This window comes from Bartonella sp. HY328 (assembly GCF_025449335.1).
GTDB lineage: Bacteria > Pseudomonadota > Alphaproteobacteria > Rhizobiales > Rhizobiaceae > HY038.
On record NZ_CP104883.1, the window covers coordinates 377,501 to 400,901 of the forward strand.

Below are 23,401 nucleotides of genomic sequence, written 5' to 3' on the forward strand. Positions count from 1 at the left end.
TGAAAGGCCAATCAAACTCGGAAATAGCTGGTTCTCCGCGAAATCTATTTAGGTAGAGCGTTAGTTGTATTCTCCAGGGGGTAGAGCACTGGATGGGCTAGGGGTCCTCACCGGATTACCAAACCTAACCAAACTCCGAATACCTGGAAGAACTGACTAGCAGACACACGGCGGGTGCTAACGTCCGTCGTGGAGAGGGAAACAACCCTGACCACCATCTAAGGTCCCCAAGTTATGGCTAAGTGGGAAAGGATGTGAGGATCCCAAAACAACCAGGATGTTGGCTTAGAAGCAGCCATCATTTAAAGAAAGCGTAACAGCTCACTGGTCTAAATAAGGGTCTTTGCGCCGAAAATGTAACGGGGCTAAAGCCATACACCGAAGATGTGGATTTACACGTAAGTGTAAGTGGTAGCGGAGCGTTCCATAAGCCTGTGAAGGGATACCCGTGAGGGATCCTGGAGGTATTGGAAGTGAGAATGCTGACATGAGTAACGATAAAGGGAGTGAGAGACTCCCTCGCCGAAAGTCCAAGGGTTCCTGCTTAAAGTTAATCTGAGCAGGGTGAGCCGGCCCCTAAGACGAGGCCGAAAGGCGTAGTCGATGGGAACCACGTTAATATTCGTGGGCCTGTGGGAAGTGACGGATTGCGTAAATTGTATCATCTTATTGGATTGATGATGCAGTGAAGCAGTTCCAGGAAATAGCTCCCACATTATAGACCGTACCCGAAACCGACACAGGTGGACCGGTAGAGAATACCAAGGCGCTTGAGAGAACTATGTTGAAGGAACTCGGCAAATTGCACGCGTAACTTCGGAAGAAGCGTGACCCTTTAGCGGGCAACCGTTAGGGGGTGGCACAGACCAGGGGGTAGCGACTGTTTACCAAAAACACAGGGCTCTGCGAAGTCGCAAGACGACGTATAGGGTCTGACGCCTGCCCGGTGCTGGAAGGTTAAGAGGAGATGTGCAAGCATTGAATTGAAGCCCCAGTAAACGGCGGCCGTAACTATAACGGTCCTAAGGTAGCGAAATTCCTTGTCGGGTAAGTTCCGACCTGCACGAATGGCGTAACGACTTCCCCGCTGTCTCCAACATAGACTCAGTGAAATTGAATTCCCCGTGAAGATGCGGGGTTCCTGCGGTTAGACGGAAAGACCCCGTGCACCTTTACTATAGCTTTACACTGGCATTCGTGTCGACATGTGTAGGATAGGTGGTAGACTTTGAAGCAGTGGCGCCAGCCATTGTGGAGTCTTCCTTGAAATACCACCCTTATCTACATGGATGTCTAACTGCGTTCCGTTATCCGGAACCAGGACCGTGTATGGTGGGTAGTTTGACTGGGGCGGTCGCCTCCTAAAGAGTAACGGAGGCGCGCGATGGTGGGCTCAGAACGGTCGGAAATCGTTCGCTGAGTGCAATGGCATAAGCCTGCCTGACTGTAAGACTGACAAGTCGAGCAGAGTCGAAAGACGGTCATAGTGATCCGGTGGTCCCGTGTGGAAGGGCCATCGCTCAACGGATAAAAGGTACGCCGGGGATAACAGGCTGATGACCCCCAAGAGTCCATATCGACGGGGTTGTTTGGCACCTCGATGTCGACTCATCGCATCCTGGGGCTGGAGCAGGTCCCAAGGGTATGGCTGTTCGCCATTTAAAGCGGTACGTGAGTTGGGTTCAGAACGTCGTGAGACAGTTCGGTCCCTATCTGCCGTGGGTGTAGGAATATTGATAGGATCTGTCCCTAGTACGAGAGGACCGGGATGGACGTATCTCTGGTGGACCTGTTGTGGCGCCAGCCGCATAGCAGGGTAGCTATATACGGAAGGGATAACCGCTGAAGGCATCTAAGCGGGAAACCCACCTAAAAACGAGTATTCCCATGAGAACCGTGGAAGACGACCACGTTGATAGGTCAGGTGTGGAAGTGTGGTAACACATGAAGCTTACTGATACTAATCGTTCAATCGGCTTGATCGTTCCCATTACCTATATCCAGTTAATAAAACAGCAGAAAATCAAAACCAGCTTCAATTTGTTCATGCCTTTCGCCGACCTGGTGGTTATGGCGGAGCGGCTGCACCCGATCCCATTTCGAACTCGGCCGTGAAACGCTCCAGCGCCAATGGTACTTTGTCTTAAGACACGGGAGAGTAGGTCGCTGCCAGGTCTGCAAAATGCATGAATGAATATAATCTCTTCACCATCAAAACTCCGTATTTATTCTTATCTGATCTTCCTTAAATAACCGTTCTAAACGCTTAATCAGATAAGGTCCTTTGCTCGAGCAACATCATTACTTCAAGCAAAGTCTATAGGTGACGCGGGGTGGAGCAGCCCGGTAGCTCGTCAGGCTCATAACCTGAAGGTCGTAGGTTCAAATCCTGCCCCCGCAACCAAATCCCCAGCAAAAATTTATAAACAGTGTTAAAACCTATTGTAATAACCGCCTCAGAGCGGTCTTTGGCGTTTATACATATAGGGTTACACTCGCTTAACTAGCGAAAAGATCCTATCTGCACTCGAAAAGCCTAAATACCCCCGCCAAAAACAAACATAACATCATCGTCGTCCGTCAAAATAAGTACGAGCCAAAAAGTATTACTAATCATCGATAGGATATTGTTTATATATATTAAGGGGCTGGCATAGATAAGGTTTAAGTATAATTATTTCATCCAATTTGACAATACTTTAATCAAGTTCTGTGTTGGTCGATAGTTAAAACGCCACTCACAGTCTTTTAAATAGAGGTGAAAGTGCTCTTTTGGGATGCCATTAAAGCGACGCATATGCCCCTTGGCTTGGCTCCAGAAGTTCTCGATTCCATTGATATGATTGTGCTCATCCACAAAGGTTTTTGAATGGTTGATCCGCTCATGGTGAAACTCAGATACATCAAGAACATCATAAGCAGAAAAGTTGTCTGTATAAACAATTGAATCTGGCTTAATTGATTGCCGAATAATCGGTAAAAGTGTTTCAGTACGGGCATTTGGTATAGGAAAAGCATGAACTTTTCCATTACGTTTTAACAATCCGAATACGGGTGTTTTCCCACCAGCTCCTCTCCCTCTTTTGCCTTTACGCACCCCACCAAAATAACTCTCATCAAGTTCAATTTCACCGCACATGAGTTCGGGCGTTTCTTGTTCAAGGCGGGTGGCTATTTCCTCTCGCAGCTTGTGGAAATAAAGCGTAGCGGTGTTCCTGTTTACTCCTGCTAAAACGGCAGCAGAACGAGCCGTTGAACCTGCTACGAAATACTTAATGAGTTCTTCTTGTTTTACTTGCAAAAGACGACTTTTGCGACGTGACTTACCCATTTGACACCAATAGCTTTTTTTAGCTATCTATGCCAGCCCCTATATTTATTTAAGTATTATTTACGCTAACTCTACACCTACGTAAAATTTAGAGCACTAATTGCGCAAAGCAAGCGGTGATCATTAACATGATAATATTTTGGATTGGTTTTGTCTTGGTCTGCGATAAAAAAAAGCCACGCTTTTTTTTTAAATTCACTATTATTTTTAGCATCTGTTATAGTTGAATTAAGCTGATTAATAAGAATTGTTTTAGCTCTTTGTGACCAGTTTTTCCAATCTACATGAAGCGTATAAGTTGTCTTTGGCTTTTTATTCTCCCATTTCCCATTGATAGTGATAATATCTAGGCAGGAATTATCTTTTAAGGATTCGTTATAATTGGTCCAAAATAATGGTGCATAAAAAATCTTATTTTTACTGTTTAAATAAATTTCGTGTGGTAGATTTTTAAAGCAGGTGTTGTAATTATTACCGAAAACTCCATCTATGGCAAGTTTCATATTACGATCATTAGGAAAGTTTATAAAGGCATGGGCTATAGGATAAAGGCTTTGTGCCGGCTGTCTTTTATGAGAATTTCCGGCTTCTGTTAGTGTAGAATTGTGTGAATTACGAGTAGAAGCTCCTTGAGTAGAACTTTCTTTTCCTATTTCATTATCAACTTTCAAATGCTTACTATTTAGCTTCAAACCAGTTGGTGAAAGAACAGGCGAAGCATCCAATTCACTGCGAATGCTGCATTTTTGAGCTTTTCTTATCAATTCTGTTGATTCTACCGCTCCGCAATTTTCTGCATGACGCTCACCTTTTTTCGACCTAAAATATGCCTGCACTTTAGTATTTTCGGCTCGCCAAGATGCTGGTATCATATCTAAATAGCACCCCCAACATTCATAATTTTCGGTGTCAACTTGAGCTTGATTTAATAAATCTTTGGCATATTCAATTTCTTGAGTTTTTTTGTTTCGAGCACTTTCCATTTTTTCTTCCAAATAAAAGTTTAAAAACAAGTATATTTATATAAGTTGTATGATAATTATAGGATTAATAATAATGATAGTATAAATATTTATTTTTTGTTAAAAATATTATTATAATATGTTATTCTTATGGCATTTTAAATATTTTTTTGGTTTGATATTTAAGTTATATTTTCTAGTTTAAGTTTTGACTGCTTGGGTTTTTAACCCGTAATAAGAGCTTATGCTTTATCTTTTTGGAACGGGATCAATATAGATTACAGCGGTAAAGATGTTTAGATATTCAATTAGTGCATAATGGCATTTAGGCTCAGGATCTATTAATTTTGCGGAGATATGTATAATGAAAAAGAAATTTATGAAAATGTAGAACAATAAACATTTAATGGTATAAGCTGAGCTATTAAATGCGATAAATCTTTATATAAAATATAGAATATAGATATTATTGAGCTCTATAAATTTTTGCAGCAGTTGTAGAAGTGAAATTGACGCCTTACTTTTTCCCTATTTTATATAGTGATAATGAAGCATAGAGCAAAAGTTGATGCAAAATGCATGAAGAAGCCGCAGCCTATTGGAAAACGAATATTATCATTGTCACTCTTGGTGCTTTTACCACTATTGTCGGCATGACATTGCTGTTACCTATATTACCGCTTTATATTGCTGATCTTGGTATTGATAAACCGTCTTCCATTGCGTCATGGTCGGGTATCACCTATGGCATAACCTATTTTGCGGCGGCTTTTGTTGCACCACTTTGGGGGCGGCTTGGCGATCTTTATGGCCGTAAATTGATGTTGGTTCGTGCAAGTTTTGGCATGGCGATTTCTATTGCTTTAATGGGCATGGCAACATCAATCGAGCAATTATTTTTCTTGCGGCTTTTAACTGGCCTTGCTGGTGGCTATGCCTCTGGCGCCGCTATTTTAGCAGCCACACAAGCACCGCGTGATCAAACGGGGTGGGCAATTGGCCTTGTTTCATCTGGTATCATGGCGGGTAATTTTTTAGGGCCTTTAATTGGTGGTATTTTGCCAATTTATATTGGTATAAGAGCATCTTTTTGGGTTGTTGGTTTGGTTATATTTGTAACTTTTTTAGCAACGACATTTATGTTGAAGGAAAATAAAAGCCTATTTCAAAAACGCAATATTCCAGATAAGGCGCAAGATAAGCCTTGGCGTAGCGTTATGACCATACCCGTTATTATTGCCTTAACCACTGCAATGCTGCTTATGTTTGCAAATATGTCAATTGAGCCAATTATTACGCTTTACGTGCAACAATTGCTGACTATTGATGTTAGTCATTTGCAGATATATAAATTACAAGGTGTTACTTTTTGGGCTGGCATTATTATGTCGGTGACGGCGCTTGGCAGTGCATTGTCCGCTAAGCGTTTAGGTAGTCTTGCCGATAAAATTGGTTATCAAGGGGTTTTGATTGTCGCCATGCTTTGTGCGGGGCTCTTGCTTGTTCCGCAGGCCTTTGTTACCTCACCCTTGCAGCTTGCAATTTTACGCTTTTTTTTAGGTGTTGCTTTGGGTGGGCTTATTCCGTGCATCACCGCTAGCTTACGGCAAAATATTAGTGACGACAAGCTTGGGACAGTGCTTGGCCTATCGGTTTCTTGTCAATATGTTGGGCAGGTTTTAGGTCCATTAATGGGGGGCTATATTGGTGGCTATTTTGGCATGGAACCGGTATTTTTTATTACCGCTCTTGTGCTTATTCTTTGCGCTTTAGGCAATGTGGCTTTATTGGTAAACAAAAAATAGAGCACGGAGCTTGTTTTCGTCTTTTATCTCAACGCTCTATTTTTATATGTTTTATGTAAATATTGTTTAAATCGGCCAAGATAAAGTCTTGGCCAACTTACAATGTCCCAATGCGCAATAAATCGTGGAAGTGCAAAATCCCAATAGGTTTATCATTTTCAACCACCAATAAGGCGCTAATTTTATATTCATTGAGTAAGGCCATAGCCGACGCAGTAATCGCATCGGGATTTACAGTTTTCGGCGATTTTGTCATAACATCATCAACCTTTAATTGCGAAAGGTCGCGGTTACAATTTCGCGCAAGATCCCCTTCAGTCACGATACCGCTAAGTTTGCCATTATCATCAATAACTGCAACGCAACCAAAATGTTTTGCCGCAAGTTCCTGCATGGCAAGCGGCATAGGTGTGCCCGATTTTACTAAGGGCAGGCTGTCATTTTTATGCATGATATCACGCACAAAGCTTAAACTTGCGCCAAGTGAGCCACCTGGGTGATAAATTTTGAAATCACTTGCAGAAAAATGTCGCGCTTCAAGTAACGACACTGCCAAAGCATCGCCAAGGGCTAATTGCATGCTGGTAGATGTTGTCGGCGCAAGGCCGTGGGGACAGGCTTCCTCAACTTTTGGTAGGAGCAAAAGAATATCTGCTTGGCGGCCAAGGGCTGAATCTTCACCGGAGGTTAATGCAATAAGCGGAATTTTAAAGCGGCGTGAGTGGTTTAATATGCCTTTAAGTTCTGCCGTTTCACCCGACCAAGAAAGCGCAAGAATAACATCATTGCGGCCAATCATACCAAGATCGCCGTGATTTGCTTCTGCTGCATGAACAAAAAATGCCGGCGTTCCAGTAGAGGCGAGGGTGGCTGCAATCTTTGCGCCAATATGGCCGCTTTTGCCAAGTCCAGTTACAACCACGCGACCATTTATGCCAGCAATATTTTGAACTGCCGTTAAAAATGGCTCTGAAAGACCATCGTTTAAAGCTTGCTCTAATGCGTCAAGTCCAGCTTTTTCATTTTGTACTGTTTTGAGTGCAGAATGAATAACTGATTGCTTGTCGAGGCTTATTGTGTCTGAAATTTTTTCCATGATAATATTAAATAAATTAAATTTCTATCGCCGTCTATAAAATTATCAAAAAATGCTTTCAGGTTTGTAGTTTTCAGTTTTAATAAAGTTGTGATTATTTAATAATAAAGTCAGGATATCGCCTATTTAGAGTTGCGCCTGACTTTAAAATTAAGCTGAAATATTACAAATCAATCGCCAAGATTTACAATTATCATTTTTGTGCATTATTTAATAATTCGGTTAAAGGACCTATAATCCTATCGCGCATGTCCTCGCGCTCTAAACCGAAGGCGACATTGGCTTCAATAAATCCAACTTTTGAGCCGCAGTCAAAGGTTTTACCTTGGAAGTGATAGCCATAAAATTCTTGGTCTTTGGCAAGCTTTTTCATACCATCGGTTAGCTGGATTTCATTGCCTGAACCGCGTTCTTGGTGGGCAAGAATATCAAAAATTTCAGGCTGAATAATATAGCGTCCATTGATAAATAGATTGGATGGTGCGCTACCTGGTTCTGGTTTCTCAACCATTTCGGTTATTTGAAAACCATTGGCAACTTCATTACCTTTGCCGACAATACCATATTTATGAGCTTCTTGTGGGGCACATTCTTGTACAGCAATAATATTGCCACCTGTTTCATTATATAAACGCACCATCTCAGATAGGCAGCCCTGTTTAGATTGCATAATCATATCGGGCAATAAAAGTGCAAATGGCTCATCGCCAACCAATTCACGCGCGCACCATACAGCATGACCAAGGCCAAGCGGTTCTTGTTGGCGAGTAAAAGATGTTGTTCCCGGTAATGGTTGCAATTCATGCAAATGGCTTAGTTCTTCTTTTTTGCCACGTGCTTCAAGGTTTTGGTATAGTTCCACTTGTGCGTCAAAATAATCTTCAATCACCGCCTTATTACGACCGGTGACAAAAATCAAATGTTCAATACCTGCGGCACGTGCCTCATCAACTACATATTGTATAACAGGCTTATCAACAACGGTCAGCATTTCTTTAGGCACTGTTTTCGTGGCAGGAAGGAAACGAGTGCCAAGACCGGCAACAGGAAAAACCGCTTTACGAATTTTGCGCAAGGAAATACCCCTTTAAATTATAAGTCAATAAAACACCCGATAGAGTGCTTTAAAATCTGACATATATTTATTTTAATTACAATACACCCTTTTGCCGCATTTGTAACGATATTTGATATTGGTTATAAACATAAGTGACAAGCGGGGTGTTTTAATGCGCGCTTTGGTCAATGAGTGGTGCAATATCGTTGGCCTCAGCCCATTGGTTTAAGTCCTGTCTTTGCAAGGCTGCTGCCATTAATGAGGGAAAACGGTCTGGCGTACAGGCAAAGACCGGACAATCCATCGCAGCAAGGCTTTGGGCGTGTTGATGGTCATAAGATGGTTTGCCATCATCTGATAATGCCAGCAGGACAATAAGATTAACGCCAGAGCGTTTGAGTTCTGCCGCACGCGCCAACATCTGCTGGGCGTTGCCGCCTTCATAAAGGTCGGTAATGAGTACCAGATGGGTTTTCGCCGGTTGTTCAATAAGATCCGCACAATAGCCAAGCGCCATATTAATATCAGTGCCACCGCCCAATTGCACACCAAATAGCACTTCAACTGGATCTTGCAATTGCTCGGTTAAATCAAGGATAGCCGTATCAAAACAGACAAGTTGGGTGCGAATTACCGGCAAGCTTGCCATGACGGCGGCAAAGATAGATGCATATACCACTGAGCTTGCCATTGAACCAGATTGATCAACGCATAAGATGACATTGTCTAGATCCGCCAATTTGCGTGACTGACGGCGAAAGCCAATTAAAGTTTCCGGTACAATTGTGTTAAAGTCTTTTTGCCAATGGCGAAGATTAGCGTTAATGGTGCGCGGCCAATCAATATCGGCAAAGCGTGGGCGCCGTGTCCTTGCGCCGCGTTGCACTGCGCCGCGAATGGTTTCGGTGGTCTTTTGTTCAAGCTGTTTCATTAATTCATCGACCACTTTTTTAACCACTTGCCGTGCGGTATCTTTGGTTTTATCGGGAATAACACCGCGCAGTGAAATAAGGTCGGCGACAAGATGCACATCAGCTTCCAAAGTGGTTAAGAATTCTGGCTCTAGCATCATAGCGGTTAGATTAAGCCGCTTAAAGGCATCACGCTGAATGAGTTGCACCACCGGCGTTGGAAAAAATTCGCGTACATCACCAAGCCAATTGGCGACGCGCGGCATCGAACCACCAAGACCGCCTTTGCCTTTTTTGGTTGTTTCGCCATTGCCGTAAAGAGCGCTTAGGGCTAAATCCAGCCTTTGATCGCTTTTGCTTAATAAATCACGATTATCCTCATCGCTACCTAGGGCCAATTGCCAGCGTCTTTGTTGGTCGGTTAAGGTCATTGGCCTTCTCCCTTATTATGGCGGGCTATCGTGTCATTTTGTAAACCAAGAATGGTTTCTAATAAGGGGAGCGCGGCATAAAACGCTTCTGGTACATTGGAAGCTACATTATCATCCTTTAACATATTCTGCCCTTGTTGGGCAAAAGTTGCTGGCGTTGGACTTTGCACAGCTGCTGTTTTAACAAGTGCAGTCAAACGACGGCGAGCAATGGCATCAAAACTACTAAAACCACGGCGAATGATCGGTAGTAATTCAGTAAAGATCGACTCTTCAATTTGCAGCAGCCAGTCATTGACCACCGCAATAAGATGGGTATCTTGCAACAAAATTTCAGGTGAACCCGATAGAAAGCTTTCCAGAAAAAGCCCTGCATCTTGTGGTGCAATTGGCGGCGTTAAATGGCGAGAAAAATGCGTTGCAACAATTGTTTGCTCCAAGGCTCCGCGCTCATGCAAAAGCCGTAAAACCCGACCAGCAATCGCGGGGCTGGTCATATCGTGGCTAATGATTTTTGTTAAGGTGAAAATCCAGTTTTCTAAAATGGTTTTATTGTCAAATTGGCTGATTGCCGGATCAAGATCTGCTATAGTATTGGCAAGTGTACTTGCTTCATCCTCGTTTAAATTGCGAACCGCCATTTCAAGATTAACGTGGATTTCATTTAGCAGTGTTTCTACCAATTTACGCAATTCATTTTCAGGAATGCGCCGTGCTGTGCCGTAACGCAATACAGAAACAAGCGGTGGTATAGCCTTCATCAAACTGCCAATATCGCTATCAACAACTGCAACTTCTTGTAAGCGAGCAATAATAATTTCCGCCGCTTGAGGCAAATCGGCAAGTAGGCAGCCCTCAACAATTTTTGCAAGTTCGCCAATCGCTTGACTAGCGCGTGCTTTGGCAATAGCAGCATTGGCTGATGCCATTTCAATGGTTACACCATAGACCATGGCTTCAGCAAGAGCGACTGATAATTCTGGCTGCCAACGCAACCGCCATTGCTCGCGAAATGTACCGCGTCCGGCGGAGCTTGCCGTTAATTGACCCCACGGCACTTCAATAAGATTAAGGCGATGCAATAAAGTTGATTTAATAAGCCCTGCCTCACTGCGCAAATCAACTGATATATCACTATCTAACGCTTCAGGCTTTAGCCTTGTCTTTTTTTGCCAGCGTTGCAAATCTTCCATCAATGGTAATTGCGGCACGCTGTCATCAAGGCTACCAATTTTTTCACCAATAAATAGCTTTTTATCAATGAGGTGGAATGCAGCAGCTTCGCCTTGGCAAAGAGCGGCAAGGCTAGCATCACGCATATCATCAATATCAGGAATGCTGCGGCCATGTAACGTGGCAAGGGTTAGGGCAAGCCTTGCTGCTTCAATCACCGATGCTGTTGCACCAGAAAAACCTTGGTCGCGCAATAAACGGCCAACTTGTGCTTGCCAATGGGAGGCGAGCTCTGCCGCATCGACATTTTGATCGCCCTCATATTTTGACCATAAATGACCATACCAGCCGGGTGCGGCAACACCTGCGCCATAGCCAGACCCTGTTGCTAATCGTGTTTCGCTCCACGGTGCCCATGTTGCTGCAGTTTTTATTGGCTTTAGACCTTTTAAACAATCTCTATCAGCAGATTGCGCATGTTTTTCAGCCAAAGCCGGCACGTGCCATGCTCCGCAAATAACAGCAATTTCGCCATTATTTTCTTTGATGGCTTTGGCAATTTCAAGGCGCATATGGGCTTCACGCATCTGCTCGCGCTCAACTGCCATTGGACTACGCTCTAACGAAAAGCCGATTTCATTGCGTAAAGCGCTCATCGCTTGGTTAATGGCTGGAAAAACATCGCTGGCAGCACCGCGCTCTTCAATAAGAGCATTCCACCAGCTTTCGCCATCATCATAACCAGCAAGCTTGGCTAGCAATTCTAGTGGATCATTAATCTCTTGTTTGTCATTGCTTATGGTTGGTGAGACGACAAGCTCTGCATTTTGAGCTTCATCATCATTTAAGTTATTTTTATCGTCGCTTTCATCTTCTTTTGCAGCTTTATCAGTAGCTTCTTGCTTATATTTTTCATAAAGGGCAAAAGACATGCCAACCGGCAAATCAATGAAACGAACTTCTTTACCGTGGTCAAGCGCCCAGCGCATGGCTTGCCATTCAGGTGAATAAGCGGCGAAGGGGTAAAATACGGATTGCGCAGGGTTTTCGGCTTCATAAATGAGCAATGCCAATGGCGGTGTCATGCCTTTATAATTGGCAAAATGGATAAGATTATTGGCCTCTGGTGGCCCTTCAATCAACACCACGGCCGGATCAAGGGTATTAAGCGCATGCAAAAGGCTTGCCGCAGACCCTGGCCCATGGTGTCTAATACCATAAAGATGAACGCGCTTATCCATATAATCCAACCTAGTTATACTTGGTTCATTTCAAGATTTCAAAACTCACAAAGCATACATGTTTTTATCATTTGGTTTTGTGAGCTGTTTTTTAACAATTGGCTCGCAAAATTATACGACATCACGCAAAGCGGTATAAAGATCATCCCAATTTTTCCGCGTGCGCACGACATTTTCCATATATTCTTGAAGCGCTACACTATCGGCACCGGGGTCTTTAACAATGGCGCCGACAAGATTACCAGCAAGGCTCACCGCATCAACACGGCCAGAACCAAAATGTCCAGCTTGTGCCCAAGCCGATATTCCAACCGAAATAGCCTCAGCGGTAGAAAGTGATCCACTAACAGTTTTAAGTTTTAACTTGCCATTAAGGGTTTGGCCTTCACGCAATTCGCGGAAAATTGTAACAATACGGCTGATTTCTTCCGCTGCAGGTTCAATTTCTGGTAGTTTTAAACCACCACCAATTTCGCTAACCCGTTTGGTTACAATAGCGGTTTCTTCCTCAATGGTGGCAGGGGCGGGTAAAACCACCACATTGAAACGGCGCTTTAATGCTGATGATAATTCATTAACGCCTTTATCGCGATTATTGGCGGTGGCGATAACGTTAAAACCTTGCTTGGCTGAAAAAGCAAAATCAAGTTCCGGAACAGGTAGTGTTTTTTCTGAAAGCAAAGTGATAAGTGTATCTTGAACATCTGATCCCATACGGGTTAGCTCTTCAAGGCGTACCAAGGTTCCTTCCGTCATCGCACGTAAAACCGGCGTGCGCACCAAGGCTTCTTGCGATGGGCCATGGGCCAAAAGCATGGCATAATTCCAGCTATAACGAAGCTGATTTTCATCGGTTCCGGCAGTGCATTGCACCAAACGCTCTGATGAACCTGAAATTGCTGCCGCTAAATGCTCCGACACCCAGCTTTTTGCCGTGCCGGGCATGCCAAGCAGCAGTAAAGCGCGATCGGTAGCAAGAGTTGCAACGGCGGTTTCCATCAAACGGCGATTACCAATATATTTTGGTGAAATTTCTGTGCCGTCCTTGGTTGTGCCGCCCATTAAATAATCAACGACAGCATTGGGTGACATAAGCCAACCTGGTGGACGCGAACGGTCATCATCCTTGCGTAAAGCTTCAAGCTCATGGGCATAAAGATTTTCGGCATTCTTTCTTAATTGCTCACTCATTGGGCTGCATCCTTTGCTATGGCTGTCGCAAATTTGATATAATATTGAACATTGTCCACGCTTCCTGCTGGACATAAATTAATATAGTCTTGTAAAATTGGTATGGCTTCTGGTGGTGTTATACGCGCAATTGCATTCACCATGCGTGATAGTGGAATATAATTATCGTCTTCTTTCATATCTTTTCGTTTGAAAAGATACATTTTAATATAGCGACGAAATAGATCAGCCTGTTGAAATGCCTCAAACTTATCAATTGGTAAAGGCTTTTTGATTGTGTCATAAAGCTGTTCAAGTAAACGGACGTCTGGCATTGTTTCCATTTTTTCAGGCTGAAAAAAATAATTGAGAAAAAAATTACGCTCTTTTTCTGTTGTTATATGAACATGATTGTCTGCCGAATAGACAAAAAAGAACCAAATATCAGCGGGAAATAAATGGGCAAAACGCTGCAACACATCATATTGGCCATGACTAAAAGCACTCACTGCCAAACCAGCAATTAAATCTTCATCATCGGCGGCGGCCTCAAAGAGGCTTTCTGCATCGTTAAAGTTTAAGGCATTGCAAAGCAATTCTAGCGGCACATCACGAAAAGATTGAATAATATTAAATTGCCAACCTTTCGATTTATTATATTTTCCTTGCGCTATATCAAAATCCAGCGATAAAACGGCGTGGCGCTTAATGAACCCCTTCTTTTTTAATGTAATAGCATTGATAAGACGGTTTTGTTGTTCAAGTTGTTTGTCAACGCTCGGTATCTCTTTTAAGAGTCGTTTGGCGTGGTCTTTCACACTGGCAGAGCGATCCTTTGCAAGGGATTCTAAAAATTCCTGATCCCTTTTATCAATATGCATACGCATATACGTTAAGAGATCACTACGTAATGCCGCAGGTTGGGTTGCAAAATATTTTTGCAAAAATGCTAGCCCTGCCTCAGGATCTCGCTGCCTTAAATCATAAAAATACTCAAGCTTCATTAGGCGAGGAGCATTGGGCCAATCCTCATCCGCATTAATTTGGAAAATACCCTCGGCTTCTATTTCGCTACCGCATAAGGATTGATAGGTTGGTCCTAAAAGTTGGGTATAATTTTTGGCAAAACTTGATAAGCGCAAAAAATCAAAGGGATGTGGGCTTATCCGATAATGGTTAATCAAAAAAGCGATGGGTTCGCTAAGGGCGCCAGCCGCACCACTTTTATCCATCAGCGATATTAATGCGCGGCGGCTTTGCGGCGACATAAAAGGCCATGATTGCGCTAATGGTTCAAAGCCTTGTAAGTCATCAATCAAGCTTGGCGCCTGAAAGCGCAAAGCCTGTGCAGCAAGGGCAAAAGCTGCCAATTGGCGTGTGTCCATATTTGCCGTTTTGTCAACCAATAGCGGCAGATCATTGTCTTTTACCGGCCGCCTTGTTGTCCCCAGCATAAAGGATTGTGCTAAAAGATGGGGCGAAAAATCCGTCATTTAATTATGCCCTCCAAAGCCCGATAGTCGTTTGCGCTGATAGTGCGCGCAGCCATGTGCCATCCCAAAGCGCAAATAGCGTGAAAGCACCAACACCGCCAAGCAAGCGCATTTCATCGATACTATCTTTATGCACTGGTAAACAAATTTTATTACCCACCACATAAAGCCCATCATTTTTTTGGTAAAGATGCACATTATCAGCCATCAGCAAATCTTGGGTGAGCCATGGCTTCAAAGTTAGCGCCTGTTGGTAATCGTTAAAGCTTTGTTGTAAATCTTGCCCACTGGCGGTTAAACTTGCACCTGTTTCAGTTGCGCTGGTTTGTTCTGCAATTAGTGCGCGTCTTGGCACGGGCGAAGGATAAAATACGAGCTCGGCTGAAAAATAATCACCAACCGCAAAAGCTAAACCGACTGAGCCAACGCTTAACGGAAAAAAGTCTAATAAGACTGCCTTTTGCCATTGATCATTGCTATCTTTGCCAATCAACCATATTTCATTGCGGCGCAATTTATCGGGCTGCACAACACTGCTGGCGCCAACCACCTGCCAATCGGCTTTAATGCACAAAGCTTGCGCGTCTTGGCATAAAGCTTCTTTTTCAACATTCCAACCTATCGTTTCCAAAAGATCACTATGGAGTAGTGGTGGTAATGCTTCACGATTGCGATAGGCCATGGCAATAATATGCAGCACGCCCAATTGCTTTAAAGTAAAATCAGCGCGCAATGCTTCATTTAGGCCAAAAATTGCGCTGGACAATTGCTCAACGCGGCTTGCAAGACCGCCAGCTTTGGCATCGACAAGGCGCGCTGCCAATATACGGCAATCACTAATTGCGCGCACATCAAAACCATTAAGCCCTCGTGATATTTGGTCACTCAGCCAAATATCAAGCGCATCTAAACCATCGCCTACCAATTTTTCACGCTGTTTGCGGCTACGCTCGCGCGCATCAGCCGAGCGTTTGGCAGCCTTTGCAGCATCTTCGGCGTCTAATGGCTTTTCCACCTCCAAACTGGCAAGGTCGGCAGAAAGTTTAGGCTTACCATCGGCTTTGTCACTACCAGCTTTTGCTGCAGTTGATGGACCGCGCCGGCGCGATAACCAATCGCTTACCCAGTCGGGGCGTTCAGCTTCTACAAATTGCGTTGGGGTTTCCGCCCGCATCCACATGATTGCCAGACTGTGTTTACACGGAAATTTACGGCTTGGACAAGTACATTTATACCCCATATCGCTTTCGCAAAATACGGTGCGATAAGGCGTAGAACCAGAGCCTTGACACTCTCCCCATACCAATCCGCCATCATCACAGGCAAGAGTTGGCCATTTGGAGGCTTTACGAAGCTTTGAGGCCGCCGCAAGCGAGGCTTGATCTGGTGCTATTTGTTCGATTTTTTCAATAGAAACCATAAACCCCCGCTTAGATTTTTAAGTAAATGAAGACTAACTTAGCAATTTAAAATTGCAATAAGCTAATTTGGGTTTGCCCACAGAAATTCTAAGTTATTGGCGGTACAAAATGAAAAATGCAGGAGATATTCTTGTTTGCTATAAATATGGCGGTGAGCATAGATTTAGTTTATAAAGCAATCATATGATATTAAACTATATATTTAAGCCAGATGAAGGTATTTTTATTTGCTCATCATTAAAAAAAGAAATTAATAATGATGATATGGAAATTTGCTCATGCAATGGGCGACCAGAAAAATTGAAATGGTGAGCCTTGTTCATGCATTAATTTTAGCAAAAAAGCTTTGGTAATTTTAACTGTTAAAAGGTTAGAAAACGTCACATTTACAGTGACGTATTCTAATTAATTATACTAAAGATCATATTGCTCGTTTTTAAGTCCTTAAAGGCTAATATTATTATCCTCGGCATATTTTAACAAAAATTCGCGCATATTAATACCCGTATCACGGCTATCTAAAATATCATCGAGGTTTTTACGCAAATCTTGTGCATCAAGCGATAATAACATTGCTTTTACCGGCCCAATCGATGATGGCGTCATGGAAATTCGGTGATAGCCAAGTCCGATTAGAGCCATAGCGGTTATCGGTTTTCCTGCCATTTCGCCGCAAAGCGTAACGGGCTTTTCTGCTCTTTCACCAGCGCGGATAATATTGCGTAAAACCCGTAACATTGGCACCGAAAGCTGGTCAAAGCGGTTAGCAACTTGCGAATTACCGCGATCAACCGCCATGAGGAATTGAAATAAATCATTGGAACCAACGGAAACAAAATCCACCACTTCCATCAATTCATCGAGTTGGAATAAAAGTCCTGGAACTTCTACCATGGCACCAAGCTTGATCCGTGTTGGCTGGTCATAACCAAAGCGATTAAGATAATTAATCTCGCGGTCAATAAGTTCTCTGGTACGGTGAATTTCGCTTACATCGCTTACCATGGGTAGCATCACCCGCAATTCACGGCCGATAGATGCTTTTAACAAGGCGCGTAATTGGGTGCGCATTAAAGCAGGCCGATCCAGCGTTAAGCGAATTGCGCGCCAACCAAGAGCGGGATTTTCTTCCTGCTCTTTAAAGCGGAAATAGGGCAAAACCTTATCGCCGCCAATATCTAATGTTCGGAATGTTACTGGCTTATCACCGATTTCCTTATAGACCGAGCGATAAAGCTGCTCTTGCTCGTTAGAGCGCGGAAAGGTTGATGCGATCATAAATTGCAATTCGGTGCGAAAAAGCCCCACGCCTTCAGCGCCAGACTCAAAAAGCTGCGGCAGGTCCACTAAAAGCCCAGCATTAATCAACATGATGATTTTTTGCCCATCGCGGGTTAATGCTGGTACATCACGCAAATCACGATAGGCTTGCTGACGACGCGCGCGAAAACGCGCTTTTTCTGCATAGGCTTTTTCAACATCAATGGCGGGGCGCAAATGCAAGCGCCCTTCCTCACCATCAATAATGACCGGATCACCATTTTCAGATAATGACACAGCACCTTTTGCTTGCCCTACAACTGGAATACCCATGGCGCGAGCAACAATCGTTACGTGACTGGTTGGTGCACCATCTTCTAAAACAAGTCCACGCACGGAGCCGCGTGGGTAATCAAGCAGTTCTGCTGCGCCCATGGTGCGCGCGACAATAATGGCATCTTTGCCAACACTTGCAGCTATATCTTCGCGGCTACTTCCCATCAGCTGATAAAGCAGACGATTGGCAAGGTCATCAAAATCTGAAAGGCGCTCGCGCAAATATGGATCGGTTAAATTAAGCATACGGGCGCGGGTATCGCTTTGCACTTTTTCAACTGCGCCCTCAGCACTCAAACCATTGCGAATAGCTTCTTCAAGGCGGCGCATCCAACCATTATCATTGGCAAACATGCGGTAAGCTTCGAGCACATCGCGATGCTCTCCTTCACGCGCTACATCACCGCGCGCTAATAGATCATCAATTGACAATCTTAGCGAATCCATCGCAGTGGTAAGCTTTTGCAGCTCAAAATCAATATCTTCATTGAAAAGATTGGTAACAACGATGCGTGGCTCATGCAAAACCACTGTACCAAGGCCAATGCCCTCATTTAACGCGCGTCCGTTAAGCGTATAGGGGCGGCGCAAATCAATATCAACACTGTTAAGGGATACACGCGGTAAATCACCAGCGGCAATCATTTCGGCAAGCACCATGGCAACCGTTTCTAAAGCTTCAACCTCGTCATCATTATAAATGCGCTGTTCGCGGTTTTGCACCACCAAGACACCCAAAGTGCGGCCAGCACGCAATATCGGCACACCAAGAAATGAAGAATATATTTCTTCTCCCGTTTCTGGCAGATAGGCAAAGGCTGGGTGGACTTGTGCATTGGAAAGGTTTAGCGGTGTTGCATTAGCGGCAATAGTGCCAACAAGACCTTGGCCAAGGCGTAATTGCACAAGGTGAACCGCTTCAGGGTTAAGCCCTTGGGTTGCATAAAGTTCCAAAAATGCATCGGAGCGTAACACATAAAAAGAGCAGACATCCGTCACCATATTATGAGCAATTTCACGCGCAATAAGGTCAAGGCGTGCCTGTGGCTCCATGGCATCTGCCATGAGTTCACGCATTCTTCTCAAGAGTAGTCTTGGACCGGTTTCGACCTTTGGCATTGGCTTGACGGGCTCCCACTCATCGGCAAGATCACTTCTTAAATGATTTTACCTAACCACATAATAATATTTCATTTCGACGCTTTTTTAAATAAGCCATAAATTGCATTCTTCTGATGCTTGATGCGGCTATTGATTATTTAAAAATATTCGTCGAATAGAGCATATTCCATTAGAACAAAAAAGATGACATGTCACATGTAATCGTTATCATATCATTAAAAGCCAAACACATTTTATTGTAAATGGGCTTTGTTAGAAAATAATCGATTTATCAATCTGTATTTAACAAGCCCTCAACTTAATGGTGAGGGCTTGTCTTTTTTCATTACATAAGATTAGACTTTTATCCAACCAGTTATCAAATTGGCAAAATCAATCTCGCCTTAAATTCCTAGTCCTTATCAAGACCATAAATTGCATGCAATGTACGTACAGCAAGTTCGGTATAAGCGCTATCGATCAAAATTGAAATTTTGATTTCTGATGTGGTGATTGCGCGGATATTAATACCTTTTTCAGCCATAGCTTTAAAGGCGGTTGCAGCAACACCAGCATGGCTTCTCATGCCAATGCCGATCACGGAAACCTTAGCAAGGCCAGTTTCTGACTGGATAGCATCAAATTCAATATCATTTATATCGGATTCAAGAATTTTAACTGCCTTTTCCACATCGCTTGATGGAACGGTAAAGGTCATATCGGTTTTTGAGCCATCTTCAGAAATATTCTGCACGATCATGTCAACATTGACATGCTCTTCAGCCAAGGGGCCAAAAATAGCGGCAGAAATGCCGGGGCGATCATCAATACGGCGCAAAGAAATTTGTGCTTCGTCTTTAGCAAAGGCAATGCCTGTTACAACCTGTTGTTCCACGATTTCATCCTCATCGCAAATAAGTGTTCCTGGTGGATTGATTAAATCGCCCATTCCCGGAGCATCGGGGTCTTCAAAACTAGAGCGCACAAAGGTACGCACTTTATGAACCATAGCAAGCTCAACCGAGCGCACTTGTAAAACCTTAGCACCCAATGATGCCATTTCAAGCATTTCTTCAAAGGCAACCTTATGTAAGCGGCGGGCCTTTGGCTCAATTCTTGGATCTGTGGTGTAGACGCCGTCAACGTCGGTATAAATATCGCAGCGATCAGCTTTGACGGCCGCAGCAATAGCCACAGCACTGGTATCAGAACCGCCGCGCCCAAGCGTTGCAATACGATTATCAGGTGCAATACCCTGAAAACCTGCAATAACTGCAACTTGTCCCAGCGCAAAACGCTCCAGCAAAACGGTAGGGTCAATGTCAAGAATACGAGCTGAACTATGGGTGCCATCCGTACGGATTGGAATTTGCCACCCCATCCATGAGCGCGCATCAATACCCATATCTTGTAAGGCGATAGCTAAAAGACCTGCTGTTACCTGTTCACCCGATGCCACAACCGTATCATATTCGCGTGCATCATGCATGGCAGAGGCCTGCTTTGTCCATGCTACCAATTCATTGGTTTTTCCTGCCATTGCTGAAACAACAACAGCAACTTCATTGCCTGCGTCAACTTCACGTTTAACGTGACGTGCTACATTACGGATGCGGTCGATATCTGCAACGGAGGTTCCTCCGAATTTCATCACAATACGCGCCATTTTGCGTCACTTGCCACTTCAAATTGGGGCCTATGCTTAAAAAGCAATAGCTACCCTTATGTTTACTAAGAAGAACATCACGATCATGCGATATCCCAGCCCACTTACCATTGATTGACAACTATTTTTAGACAAATAGCAGTACAATTTATGCTAAAAATTCCAAGATAATGCGAAAGCAATTTGGCGTTTCTAATATCTTGATATATTCGCATATAAAACCTTAAGGGGTTTTCAATTGCAAGCATTGCGGCCATGAATAATGATCATTTTGCTATTAATATGATCACTACGCTTTACCACTATTTTTTCCTTATAGAAAAAACAGCAATTTCGCAAGCTAACAGTTTGGCAAATATATCAAATTTTGTGGGTATAAAGCAGCAGATTAGAAGCACTCGAAACAATAGTTTTATGGTGCTTAATAATGGCGGTGCTCGGTAAGGGCAAGAGCCTAGCTAATGCGCTCATAGCAAACAGCAGTATGACCAGCACTTATATAGCCAAGTTCACGCGCTGCACCTTTAGATAGATCAAGTACACGGCCACGAATGAAAGGTCCGCGATCATTAATGCGCACAACAACTGATTTACCATTGGCTTTATTAACAACGCGAATTTTGCTGCCCAATGGCAAGGAACGATGCGCGGCTGTCATCGCGGATGGGTTCATGCGTTCGCCAGAAGCCGTTTTGGAATACAGCGCATACCATGAAGCGCGTCCACATTGGCTGGTAGCAGATGCAGTTTGAGGTATAAGAGTAAAAAGCGGCATTGCAATTGCGCCAAGCAAACACACAGCTCGGCTAAGGGCAGAAGACATATCATTTCCAATTGTTATTGATAATATTGGTTAATGTCTGTTGACCTAAGGGTAATATATGGCGATGCTGTGTTGAAAATTTGATAATATCAAACCAATAAATTTTTAAAAAAATTGTATCATAATGATAAATTTAATGTTTTATTTGTATTTATATTAAATTTTTTCCAAAATATATTAAGTTTTCATTTTTTTTATTTTTATCTTCGTATAAGTCAATTGATGTAATTCAATTGTAAATAAATAATATTGAAAATTATGTATTCAATATTTTAAAAAATATCATACAAAATTTGAACGATGATCAAATCTTTTTAGAGTAGTTATTCGTTAAATTCTATCAGTAAAAGGAAAGGGAACTCAATTGCCTAATTTCTGCTTGAGTGCGCCCGAATTGGGGAGATTTCCTTATTATGGTCATAATTCAGCTAAGTTATTCACAGCCTTCGCGTAAATTTAAAAGATTTCTAAGAAATATTTCCACTTTATTTTTAGGAAATTTGGCGCAAATTGGGAAGTTTTGCCATAATTGAGCGATTTTTAGTATGTTTAAAAGCAAAAAAAATAATTAAGGCACGTGCAAGTTTAACACGTACTCGAATTTAGCGGAAGAAAGTTACGAAATACAGTCAAATAGCGATGATGGCTTTGTCAGCTGATCTTTCACTTTTGTGTTTTAAGCCGATGTTTCAAAAACTGAGAATAAGAAAAGATTGTTGGTGTTCTATTTAATATGCTCGATTATGTGAGTAAGATCATATCCCAAAACACCAGTTCACAATAATATCGCAATTAGACGCAAAGCACCTTTATTTAAAATTTAAAGGTACTCACCTACTTTGGCTTTTATTTGATCAATAGCCGTTAGTTTTGCGCCATTGATTGACGGCTGAGCGCATCTTTTCAACTGAATTTGTAACAAGCCATTGCTCTGCTGGTAAACCGGCAAAAATTTCTGCATAATTTTTGCCTGCTCTCTCAGCGGAAACATCTCTGATACAAATACCAATAATTTGACTAGGATATTTACGCATGAAATCCGCATAGATGGTTGGGTCATGTTCGCCGGAATCGCCAATTAGAATAAAATGGCGGTTTGGATAGGCCTTCACCAAGCGGTCTATCGATGATGGTTTGTGCAAGCGTGCTGCACCGCGTGGTACAATTTCGGTCCAGCGTGTTGTTTCGCGCAAATGCATGCTACCTTCGGGATAGCCTGCCTTATTCATAAACTCCGATAAAAGCGGATAAAGCTGAATAGGTGATGATGAAACATAATGGAAAGCAACATTTCTATCACTGGCAAGATCGCTATACCAATCACTCATGCCATCAACAGCTACAAATTCTTCCAAAAATGTCTTGATTAATACCTGCCGGGTTTTGCCAACCTTGGTTTCCTTAATCGTATCATCAATATCTGAAATGATTGATAAACCGCTTTTGGGTGCGAAATAAGCGGTAGCTTGATTATGATTGGCTGGCTTGCCACGCCCGTTCAATTCAAAAAATATTTTTTGGTTTTGATTACCAAAGGGCTGTGGCGGCTCAATGGCCACAACATCACCTGTTCTACCGCTACGCTTAGTCATTGGTAGGCTGTGGCGATTGCCAGCAATGTCGGTGATCAGGATTTGCTTTCCACGTTCTGAATCAACACGGAATAATTGCGTGCGCTCATAAAAACGTTGGCGTTCTGCAGGGGTAAGGCTTGACAGGTCAATCCCTAAAAAAAGCGCAAGCATTTGGCTCAAGCCGGGTCGTCTTTGTTTTTCATAGACCCAGGCTTGTACACCTGCAACATATTTGCCATCGCTTTGCTCATAAGCAATATCGGGCAAAAACATTACATATTCGTCACTTTTTAATAAAGGGTTCGCGGTCGCAGCTCCTATCATTGGCACGATAAAACCAACAGTTAAGATTAGCTTGCGAAAGGCAGGGGAATCAACCCCCCTCATACGTCTTTTTTGTTGAATACCGAGATCTGTCATATTTTCAATACGTCCAGTCCTTTTACACTTCTCAAAAAAGGAAGCGGCTTGCAATAAAACTTATGTTAAACCAATTTTAAAAGCCCTAACCAACAATGTTGATTATAACGAAGTCCAATTCTTTTTGTTT

14 protein-coding genes, 1 tRNA gene and 2 rRNA genes (1 of these 17 only partly in view) are annotated in these 23,401 nt (G+C 43.1%); 4 read left to right on the plus strand and 13 right to left on the minus strand.

What is annotated here, in order from left to right; genetic code table 11:
- The 3 genes from N5852_RS01505 to N5852_RS01515 form a co-directional block, all read left to right on the plus strand.
- Positions 1-1,985, plus strand: a 23S ribosomal RNA gene (locus N5852_RS01505) (it extends 828 nt beyond the left edge of the window).
- Positions 1,986-2,060: 75 nt separating this feature from the next.
- Positions 2,061-2,175, plus strand: a 5S ribosomal RNA gene (rrf, locus tag N5852_RS01510).
- 152 nt (positions 2,176-2,327) lie between these two features.
- Positions 2,328-2,404 (plus strand) — tRNA-Met (locus tag N5852_RS01515).
- A gap of 270 nt (positions 2,405-2,674) precedes the next feature.
- Here N5852_RS01515 and N5852_RS01520 read toward each other — a convergent pair.
- Both N5852_RS01520 and N5852_RS01525 read right to left on the minus strand, forming a co-directional pair.
- Positions 2,675-3,331: an IS1595 family transposase gene (locus N5852_RS01520; protein ID WP_262098614.1), complete on the minus strand. Its 657-nt coding sequence runs from the start codon at positions 3,329-3,331 to the stop codon at positions 2,675-2,677.
- Between the two features lie 77 nt (positions 3,332-3,408).
- Complete coding sequence (locus N5852_RS01525) at positions 3,409-4,314, minus strand: hypothetical protein (protein ID WP_262098615.1); 906 nt, start codon at positions 4,312-4,314, stop codon at positions 3,409-3,411.
- A 554-nt stretch (positions 4,315-4,868) separates the two neighbouring features.
- Between N5852_RS01525 and N5852_RS01530 the strand changes: the two genes are divergently transcribed.
- Positions 4,869-6,098, plus strand: a complete 1,230-nt coding sequence (locus tag N5852_RS01530) for an MFS transporter (RefSeq protein WP_262098616.1) — start codon at positions 4,869-4,871, stop codon at positions 6,096-6,098.
- A 97-nt stretch (positions 6,099-6,195) separates the two neighbouring features.
- Here the strand turns inward: N5852_RS01530 and N5852_RS01535 are convergent, their stop codons facing one another.
- The 11 genes from N5852_RS01535 to N5852_RS01585 all read right to left on the minus strand — a co-directional run bounded on the left by N5852_RS01535 (position 6,196) and on the right by N5852_RS01585 (position 23,271).
- Positions 6,196-7,194: a KpsF/GutQ family sugar-phosphate isomerase gene (locus N5852_RS01535; protein ID WP_262098617.1), complete on the minus strand. Its 999-nt coding sequence runs from the start codon at positions 7,192-7,194 to the stop codon at positions 6,196-6,198.
- Positions 7,195-7,387: 193 nt separating this feature from the next.
- Positions 7,388-8,275, minus strand: coding sequence for a UTP--glucose-1-phosphate uridylyltransferase GalU (gene galU, locus N5852_RS01540; protein ID WP_262099653.1), 888 nt, complete (start codon positions 8,273-8,275; stop codon positions 7,388-7,390).
- Between the two features lie 145 nt (positions 8,276-8,420).
- Positions 8,421-9,593 (minus strand): vWA domain-containing protein, encoded by a 1,173-nt coding sequence (locus tag N5852_RS01545; RefSeq protein ID WP_262098618.1) that lies wholly within the window; start codon positions 9,591-9,593, stop codon positions 8,421-8,423.
- A complete protein-coding gene (locus tag N5852_RS01550) occupies positions 9,590-12,007 on the minus strand; it encodes a DUF5682 family protein (protein WP_262098619.1) in 2,418 nt (805 codons plus the stop codon). Before N5852_RS01550 ends, N5852_RS01545 begins: the two co-directional genes overlap by 4 nt.
- A gap of 111 nt (positions 12,008-12,118) precedes the next feature.
- Positions 12,119-13,198 carry an ATP-binding protein gene (locus N5852_RS01555; RefSeq protein ID WP_262098620.1) on the minus strand — a complete coding sequence of 360 codons (1,080 nt, stop codon included), beginning with the start codon at positions 13,196-13,198 and terminating at the stop codon, positions 12,119-12,121.
- Positions 13,195-14,670: a DUF5691 domain-containing protein gene (locus N5852_RS01560; protein WP_262098621.1), complete on the minus strand. Its 1,476-nt coding sequence runs from the start codon at positions 14,668-14,670 to the stop codon at positions 13,195-13,197. The genes N5852_RS01555 and N5852_RS01560 overlap by 4 nt, the downstream gene beginning before the upstream one ends.
- A gap of 4 nt (positions 14,671-14,674) precedes the next feature.
- Positions 14,675-16,090, minus strand: a complete 1,416-nt coding sequence (locus N5852_RS01565) for an SWIM zinc finger family protein (protein ID WP_262098622.1) — start codon at positions 16,088-16,090, stop codon at positions 14,675-14,677.
- A gap of 445 nt (positions 16,091-16,535) precedes the next feature.
- Complete coding sequence (gene ptsP, locus N5852_RS01570) at positions 16,536-18,806, minus strand: phosphoenolpyruvate--protein phosphotransferase (RefSeq protein WP_262098623.1); 2,271 nt, start codon at positions 18,804-18,806, stop codon at positions 16,536-16,538.
- Between the two features lie 394 nt (positions 18,807-19,200).
- The gene (locus N5852_RS01575; RefSeq protein WP_262098624.1) at positions 19,201-20,454 is read right to left on the minus strand and encodes an aspartate kinase; all 1,254 of its coding nucleotides are present in this window, start codon (positions 20,452-20,454) and stop codon (positions 19,201-19,203) included.
- 454 nt (positions 20,455-20,908) lie between these two features.
- Positions 20,909-21,229 (minus strand): septal ring lytic transglycosylase RlpA family protein, encoded by a 321-nt coding sequence (locus N5852_RS01580; RefSeq protein WP_262099654.1) that lies wholly within the window; start codon positions 21,227-21,229, stop codon positions 20,909-20,911.
- Positions 21,230-22,131: 902 nt separating this feature from the next.
- On the minus strand, positions 22,132-23,271 hold the full coding sequence (locus tag N5852_RS01585; protein ID WP_262098625.1) for a phosphatidate phosphatase App1 family protein: 1,140 nt from the start codon (positions 23,269-23,271) through the stop codon (positions 22,132-22,134).
- Positions 23,272-23,401 lie beyond the last annotated feature (130 nt).